Here is a 670-nt window from a genome sequence, read left to right on the forward strand (position 1 = left end):
CCGTTGTGATGAAAATGACCTTCCGGTCGGGATAATGAAAGTACCAGAAACACAACCCCAACCGAGAAGGCCATCGCATGTCATCATGCCAGACCGGCGCCACCCTGTCGAACGGCCATGACCACGCCGGCGAGAATACGGCCAGCAGACTTCTCGAGATGCTGCGCCAGGTGAAAGATTTCCGGGCGGCCCGCGGAAAGATCTACAACATTGATTGTATTCTCGCTGTCGCGGTTGTCGCGACACTCGCTGGCGCCGCGAACTACCGCCAGATCGGCCGACGGGCTGGCGACCTTCCGCAACGCCTTCTCGCCCAGCTCGGGGCGCCCTACGATTATTTTCGCGCGTGGTACGAGGCGCCGAGCGAGAGCACGATTCGGGATGTCCTGACACAGGTCGACGCGGACGTGTTGGACCTTATTGTCGGTGCCTGGCTGCATGAATGCGCGACACGTGATCGCGACGGTGATCTGGTGCTCGCGCTGGATGGGAAGGTTCTGCGGGGCGCCTGGACCGATGAGAACGCGCAGGTCACACTGTTTGCCGCCATGATCCATGAAGACGGCGTCGTCGTCGCCCAGACCCTGGTTCCCAGCAGCACCAACGAAATAACCCAGGTGGGGAAGCTGGTAAAAATGATTAAATATACACGGGGGCGAGCCATTATCAC

The 670-nt window shown here is 59.7% G+C and carries 1 protein-coding gene; it reads left to right on the forward strand.

Going from position 1 to position 670, the window contains the following annotated elements:
* Positions 1-77: 77 nt before the first annotated feature.
* Positions 78-670, forward strand: a 593-nt coding sequence (locus MJ783_RS18645; protein ID WP_239312046.1) for a transposase family protein, incomplete at its 3' end; no start/stop codon positions are given.

The sequence above is a fragment of the Protofrankia sp. Cj3 genome (assembly GCF_917627355.1).
GTDB lineage: Bacteria > Actinomycetota > Actinomycetes > Frankiales > Frankiaceae > Protofrankia.